The sequence below is a fragment of the Microbacterium sp. 4R-513 genome (genome assembly GCF_011046485.1).
In the GTDB taxonomy this organism is placed as follows: domain Bacteria; phylum Actinomycetota; class Actinomycetes; order Actinomycetales; family Microbacteriaceae; genus Microbacterium.
In genome coordinates this window covers 3,902,290-3,910,080 of sequence record NZ_CP049256.1, presented here as the reverse complement: position 1 = coordinate 3,910,080, position 7,791 = coordinate 3,902,290, and the positions used below count along the sequence as shown (strand labels likewise).

At 59.7% G+C, this 7,791-nt stretch carries 1 protein-coding gene and 2 rRNA genes; all 3 read left to right on the top strand.

Annotated elements, in window-relative coordinates; genetic code table 11:
- The first annotated feature begins 89 nt into the window (after window positions 1–89).
- The 3 genes from G5T42_RS17420 to G5T42_RS17410 all read left to right on the top strand — a co-directional run bounded on the left by G5T42_RS17420 (window position 90) and on the right by G5T42_RS17410 (window position 7,735).
- Window positions 90–2,207, top strand: a complete 2,118-nt coding sequence (locus G5T42_RS17420) for a DEAD/DEAH box helicase (protein WP_165129992.1) — start codon at window positions 90–92, stop codon at window positions 2,205–2,207.
- Window positions 2,208–2,693: 486 nt separating this feature from the next.
- Window positions 2,694–4,213 (top strand): 16S ribosomal RNA (locus tag G5T42_RS17415).
- Window positions 4,214–4,629: 416 nt separating this feature from the next.
- Window positions 4,630–7,735, top strand: a 23S ribosomal RNA gene (locus tag G5T42_RS17410).
- Together the 16S and 23S rRNA genes form the textbook arrangement of a ribosomal RNA operon.
- Window positions 7,736–7,791: the final 56 nt, after the last annotated feature.

Genomic DNA, 7,791 nt, shown 5'->3' with positions numbered 1-7,791 from the left:
GCCGCACTCCGTCCGCGACTGAACGGGCGGTGCTGCGTGGCCCCTTCACCGATTACCGCGTGTCGGCGGTATGGGGGAGGGTGGGGCGTATGACTTCCACGCCGGCCCTGCGCGACGAGGCACTCGACGTCCTGCGGGTTCTCGTCGGCAGGACCGATGCCGACTTCCACGCCGGCCAGTTCGAGGCGATCGAAGCGCTCGTCGGTGGGCGCCGCCGTGCGCTCGTGGTGCAGCGCACCGGCTGGGGCAAGTCGGCGGTGTACTTCGTGGCGACGCTTCTGCTGCGTCGGCAGGGGGCCGGACCCACGATCCTGGTGTCCCCGCTGCTCGCGCTGATGCGCGACCAGATCGCCGCCGCTCAGCGTGCCAGCGTTCGGGCGGTCGCCATCAATTCGACGAATGCGCACGAGTGGGACGACGTTCTGGCGCAGCTCGAGCGGGACGAGGTGGACGTGCTGCTGGTCTCTCCCGAGCGGCTCAACAACCCGTCGTTTCGTGACGAGCAGCTGCCGCAGCTCTTGCCGCGCATCGGCCTCCTCGTCGTGGACGAGGCGCATTGCATCAGCGACTGGGGTCACGACTTCCGACCGGACTATCGGCGGCTCCGAGATCTCATCACGCGCATCCCCGGCGGGGTGCCGGTGCTCGCCACCACGGCCACGGCGAATGCGCGAGTGGTCGCCGACGTGGCGGAGCAGCTCGGCGGCCTCGAGGCCGCCGACGCCGCATCGGAGGTCCTCATCAGTCGCGGACCTCTTGCTCGCACATCGCTCCGGTTGGGGGTGCTGCGCCTGCGCGATGCGCCGAGCCGGCTCGCCTGGCTCATCAGCCACCTCGGCGACCTGCCCGGCTCGGGCATCATCTACACCCTCACGGTCTCCGCGGCGAACGACACCGCGCGCCTCCTACGCGACCACGGGTACGAGGTGCGCGCCTACACCGGTCAGACGGACGCGGACGAGCGCGAGGACTCCGAGGCGCGTCTGAAGGACAATCGGGTCAAGGCGCTCGTGGCCACCAGCGCTCTCGGGATGGGTTTCGACAAGCCCGACCTCGGCTTCGTCGTGCATCTCGGCGCTCCCTCCTCGCCCGTCTCGTACTACCAGCAGGTCGGTCGGGCGGGGCGCGCCACGGCGTCCGCCGACGTGCTCCTGCTCCCCGGTGCCGAAGATCGCGACATCTGGCACTACTTCGCCACGGCGTCGATGCCCGAGAGAGATCGCGCCGAGCGGGTCCTCTCGGCGCTCTCCGCCTCCGAGCGCCCGATGTCCACGCCGTCGCTCGAGGCGATGGTCGACATCCGTAGGACTCCGCTGGAACTGCTCCTCAAGGTGCTCGACGTCGATGGTGCCGTGGTCCGGGTCCAAGGGGGATGGATGGCGACGGGCCGACCGTGGATCTACGACGAGGAGCGCTACAGCCGCATCGCGGCGGAACGCATCGCCGAGCAGCAGCGCATGCTCGAGTACGAGGACACGCACGACTGCCGGATGGAATTCCTCCAGCGCGCCCTCGACGATGACTCCGCGACGCGCTGCGGTCGCTGCGACAACTGCGCGGGCGCATGGTTCCCCTCCGAGATCGGGAGAGAGGCGACGGATGCCGCCTCCGCTGCGCTGGATCGCCCGGGTGTTCCGATCGAACCGCGGCGACAATGGCCGTCCGGAGCCGACCGGCTCGGCGTTCCGGCTCGCGGCCGGATCCCCGCCGAGGAGCAGGCGGATGAGGGCCGAGCGCTCGCGCGCCTCACGGACCTCGGATGGGGAAACACGCTCCGCGAGATGTTCGGAGCCGGAGCGGTGGACATGCCCGTCACGCCGCAGCTCCTCACCGCGTGTGTGCGGGTGCTGGGGGAGTGGGGTTGGACAGACCGCCCGGTCGCCGTTGTCGCGATGCCGTCGCGGTCGAGGCCGCAGCTCGTCGATACCCTGGCGCGCGGGATCGCCGATATGGGCCGCCTGCCCATGCTCGGGGCGCTCGAATTGCGGGACGACAGTCCGATCGGCCGGCCGGGTGGCAACAGCGTCTTCCGGCTCGCGAGAGTGTGGGACCGATTCGACGCTGCCCGTCTGGACGTGCCGACTGGGCCGCTTCTGCTCGTCGACGACCTCGTGGACAGCAGATGGACCGTCACGGTGGCGGCTCGTGAGCTCCGCCGCAGAGGTGCGAGCCGAGTGCTCCCTTTCGCCCTTGCGCTGCGGGGCTGACCCCTCCCGCGCGGGGGCTCCCTCGCCGATCTGCGAGGGGCTCCGCGCGACACGCCCGGGATGCGGGCCGTGTTTGACCTCGCCGTGAGCCGGGCATACGATAGACAAGTTGCCCAGCAAGCCGGCGGAAAGCCGAAACGCAGGGCGAGCAACTCGCTTGATGAACCCGTCAGCGGCTGCTGCTCTCGACCTTCGAGTCAGAAAGCGCCGATTTGACAGCCGGAACAGAGAGCGTAAGATAGAGAAGTTGCCCTGCGGGCGAGGCTGAGAGGCTGAGTAGCAGGAGCATCCGATCCTTGAGAACTCAACAGCGTGCACTTGTCAAATGCCAAATAACCTCGTTCCAGCTTCGGCTGGGTGAGATTCCTTTGGATCAAATCGTCGGTCTTCGGGCCGGCGTACATGGATATGTCAGTAATGACATCCTATTTGGTCAGTTCAAACTCGCTGCTTCGACCTTATTCCGGTCGTTGTCGGCAACATTTCTTTATGGAGAGTTTGATCCTGGCTCAGGATGAACGCTGGCGGCGTGCTTAACACATGCAAGTCGAACGGTGAAAGGAAGCTTGCTTCCTGGATCAGTGGCGAACGGGTGAGTAACACGTGAGCAATCTGCCCCAGACTCTGGGATAACAGCTGGAAACAGCTGCTAATACCGGATACGAGACGTGAAGGCATCTTCAACGTCTGGAAAGAATTTCGGTCTGGGATGAGCTCGCGGCCTATCAGCTAGTTGGTGAGGTAACGGCTCACCAAGGCGTCGACGGGTAGCCGGCCTGAGAGGGTGACCGGCCACACTGGGACTGAGACACGGCCCAGACTCCTACGGGAGGCAGCAGTGGGGAATATTGCACAATGGGCGAAAGCCTGATGCAGCAACGCCGCGTGAGGGACGACGGCCTTCGGGTTGTAAACCTCTTTTAGCAGGGAAGAAGCGAAAGTGACGGTACCTGCAGAAAAAGCACCGGCTAACTACGTGCCAGCAGCCGCGGTAATACGTAGGGTGCAAGCGTTATCCGGAATTATTGGGCGTAAAGAGCTCGTAGGCGGTTTGTCGCGTCTGCTGTGAAAACCCGAGGCTCAACCTCGGGCCTGCAGTGGGTACGGGCAGACTAGAGTGCGGTAGGGGAGATTGGAATTCCTGGTGTAGCGGTGGAATGCGCAGATATCAGGAGGAACACCGATGGCGAAGGCAGATCTCTGGGCCGTAACTGACGCTGAGGAGCGAAAGGGTGGGGAGCAAACAGGCTTAGATACCCTGGTAGTCCACCCCGTAAACGTTGGGAACTAGTTGTGGGGTCCATTCCACGGATTCCGTGACGCAGCTAACGCATTAAGTTCCCCGCCTGGGGAGTACGGCCGCAAGGCTAAAACTCAAAGGAATTGACGGGGACCCGCACAAGCGGCGGAGCATGCGGATTAATTCGATGCAACGCGAAGAACCTTACCAAGGCTTGACATATAGAGGAAACGGCTGGAAACAGTCGCCCCGCAAGGTCTCTATACAGGTGGTGCATGGTTGTCGTCAGCTCGTGTCGTGAGATGTTGGGTTAAGTCCCGCAACGAGCGCAACCCTCGTTCTATGTTGCCAGCACGTAATGGTGGGAACTCATGGGATACTGCCGGGGTCAACTCGGAGGAAGGTGGGGATGACGTCAAATCATCATGCCCCTTATGTCTTGGGCTTCACGCATGCTACAATGGCCGGTACAAAGGGCTGCAATACCGTAAGGTGGAGCGAATCCCAAAAAGCCGGTCCCAGTTCGGATTGAGGTCTGCAACTCGACCTCATGAAGTCGGAGTCGCTAGTAATCGCAGATCAGCAACGCTGCGGTGAATACGTTCCCGGGTCTTGTACACACCGCCCGTCAAGTCATGAAAGTCGGTAACACCTGAAGCCGGTGGCCCAACCCTTGTGGAGGGAGCCGTCGAAGGTGGGATCGGTAATTAGGACTAAGTCGTAACAAGGTAGCCGTACCGGAAGGTGCGGCTGGATCACCTCCTTTCTAAGGAGCATTTGGAGCTCTTCGGGGCTTCCAGAGCCAGACTCGAGACGAATGTTCTCGACTGGTCAGCTCATGGGTGGAACATTTGACTTGGTGCCGAACGGGGGATCCCGGACTCAGTACGCTGCTTGCAGCTGGAAAGGTTCTGGTGACTCTGCCGGCACATGCACGCTGTTGGGTCCTGAGGGACCGGATGTGCTCGATCTGCGATCGGGCCGACCGAACCTCAGGACCTTTTCTGGCGCCGGCGATGCTGGCGCGCGGGAAGGGTACCGCCCGTACTTTGAGAACTACACAGTGGACGCGAGCATCTTCGAACCGGCTTCGGTCGGTTCGTTATAGATGATCTTAAAGATCATTAGTCAATTTCGAGTTGGACTTCGGTCCGATTCCGATTCTTGATGAAACTCATGTGATTTCAAGTCTTTAAGAGCAAACGGTGGATGCCTTGGCATCTGGAGCCGAAGAAGGACGTAGCAATCTGCGATAAGCCTCGGGGAGTGGATAAGCACACTTTGATCCGAGGATCTCCGAATGGGGAAACCCCGCTGGGCGGCGTGCCGACCCAGTGACTCCCGCCTGAATATATAGGGCGGGTAGAGGGAACGTGGGGAAGTGAAACATCTCAGTACCCACAGGAAGAGAAAGCAACCGCGATTCCGTTAGTAGTGGCGAGCGAAACCGGAACAGGCTAAACCGAGTACGTGTGATATCCGGCAGGAGTTGCGTATTCGGGGTTGTGGGACTTTTCGGGCTGTTCTGCCGAGCAGCCGGCGTTACAAGAAGGTATAGACGAACGGCATTGAAAGGCCGGTCAAAGAGGGTGCCAACCCCGTAGTCGAAATGCCTCCCTTGACGTGAAGAGTATCCCAAGTAGCACGGGGCCCGAGAAATCCCGTGTGAATCTGTCAGGACCACCTGATAAGCCTAAATACTCCCAGATGACCGATAGCGGACAAGTACCGTGAGGGAAAGGTGAAAAGTACCCCGGGAGGGGAGTGAAATAGTACCTGAAACCGTTTGCTTACAAACCGTTGGAGCAGCCCTAGCAGCTGTGACAGCGTGCCTTTTGAAGAATGAGCCTGCGAGTTAGCGATACGTGGCGAGGTTAACCCGAGTGGGGTAGCCGTAGCGAAAGCGAGTCTGAATAGGGCGATTCAGTCGCGTGTCCTAGACCCGAAGCGAAGTGATCTATCCATGGCCAGGCTGAAGCGACGGTAAGACGTCGTGGAGGGCCGAACCCACTTAGGTTGAAAACTGAGGGGATGAGCTGTGGATAGGGGTGAAAGGCCAATCAAACTTCGTGATAGCTGGTTCTCTCCGAAATGCATTTAGGTGCAGCGTTGCGTGTTTCTTGCCGGAGGTAGAGCTACTGGATGGCCGATGGGCCCTACAAGGTTACTGACGTCAGCCAAACTCCGAATGCCGGTAAGTGAGAGCGCAGCAGTGAGACTGTGGGGGATAAGCTTCATAGTCGAGAGGGAAACAACCCAGACCACCAACTAAGGTCCCTAAGCGCGTGCTAAGTGGGAAAGGATGTGGAGTTGCTCAGACAACCAGGAGGTTGGCTTAGAAGCAGCCACCCTTGAAAGAGTGCGTAATAGCTCACTGGTCAAGTGATTCCGCGCCGACAATGTAACGGGGCTCAAGCACGCCACCGAAGTTGTGGCATTGACATTATTGGTAGGCCTTCGTGGTCCAGCCGTGTTGATGGGTAGGAGAGCGTCGTGTGGCCAGCGAAGCGGCGGTGTGAACCAGCCGTGGAGGCTACACGAGTGAGAATGCAGGCATGAGTAGCGAAAGACGTGTGAGAAACACGTCCTCCGAAAGACCAAGGGTTCCAGGGTCAAGCTAATCTTCCCTGGGTAAGTCGGGACCTAAGGCGAGGCCGACAGGCGTAGTCGATGGACAACGGGTTGATATTCCCGTACCGGCGAAGAACCGCCCCAATCAATCCAGTGGTGCTAAGTGCCCGAATTCCTCTGTATCAATCCCTTCGGGGTGCGAACGTTGGAGCTAGCGCACGACCCCATGCTGGTGCGGTTAGCGTATTAACAGGTGTGACGCAGGAAGGTAGCCCAAGCCAGGCGATGGTTGTCCTGGTGCAAGTGCGTAGGCCGAGTGATAGGCAAATCCGTCACTCATACAGGCTGAGACACGATGCGGATGAAAAGTGGGTGATCCTATGCTGCCAAGAAAAGCATCGACGCGAGGTTCTAGCCGCCCGTACCCCAAACCGACTCAGGTGGTCAGGTAGAGAATACCAAGGAGATCGAGAGAATCGTGGTTAAGGAACTCGGCAAAATGCCCCCGTAACTTCGGGAGAAGGGGGGCCTTCGACGTATTAGGACTTGCTCCGAAAGCGTTTGGAGGCCGCAGAGACTAGTGGGTAGCGACTGTTTACTAAAAACACAGGTCCGTGCCAAGTCGCAAGACGATGTATACGGACTGACGCCTGCCCGGTGCTGGAAGGTTAAGAGGACGGGTTAGCCGCAAGGCGAAGCTCAGAATTTAAGCCCCAGTAAACGGCGGTGGTAACTATAACCATCCTAAGGTAGCGAAATTCCTTGTCGGGTAAGTTCCGACCTGCACGAATGGCGTAACGACTTCCCAACTGTCTCAACCGCGAACTCGGCGAAATTGCATTACGAGTAAAGATGCTCGTTACGCGCAGCAGGACGGAAAGACCCCGTGACCTTTACTACAGCTTGGTATTGGTGTTCGGTGTGGCTTGTGTAGGATAGGTGGGAGACTTTGAAGCGGTGACGCCAGTTACCGTGGAGTCGTTGTTGAAATACCACTCTGGTCACTCTGGATGTCTAACTTAGAACCGTAATCCGGTTCAGGGACAGTGCCTGGTGGGTAGTTTAACTGGGGCGGTTGCCTCCCAAAAAGTAACGGAGGCGCCCAAAGGTTCCCTCAACCTGGTTGGCAATCAGGTGGCGAGTGTAAGTGCACAAGGGAGCTTGACTGTGAGACTGACAGGTCGAGCAGGGACGAAAGTCGGGACTAGTGATCCGGCAGTGGCTTGTGGAAGCGCTGTCGCTCAACGGATAAAAGGTACCTCGGGGATAACAGGCTGATCTTGCCCAAGAGTCCATATCGACGGCATGGTTTGGCACCTCGATGTCGGCTCGTCGCATCCTGGGGCTGGAGTAGGTCCCAAGGGTTGGGCTGTTCGCCCATTAAAGCGGTACGCGAGCTGGGTTTAGAACGTCGTGAGACAGTTCGGTCCCTATCCGCTGCGCGCGTAGGAAGTTTGAGAGGATCTGACCCTAGTACGAGAGGACCGGGTTGGACGAACCTCTGGTGTGTCAGTTGTTCTGCCAAGAGCACCGCTGATTAGCTACGTTCGGGATGGATAACCGCTGAAAGCATCTAAGCGGGAAGCCGGCCTCAAGATGAGACTTCCATGCCTTCGGGCGAGAGGCTCCCAGCCAGACTACTGGGTTGATAGGCCGGATGTGGAAGCGTGGTAACACGTGAAGCTGACCGGTACTAATAAGCCGATGACTTGATAACACACCGTTTCTGGTGCTTGCGTCCACTGAGTGGTTCTCGATGTACGGTCGAGAACC

Bases quoted from the DNA above. Each gene is read 5' to 3' on its own strand.
- G5T42_RS17420 (WP_165129992.1), top strand. From the start codon at position 90: ATGACTTCCACGCCGGCCCTGCGCGACGAGGCACTCGACGTCCTGCGG.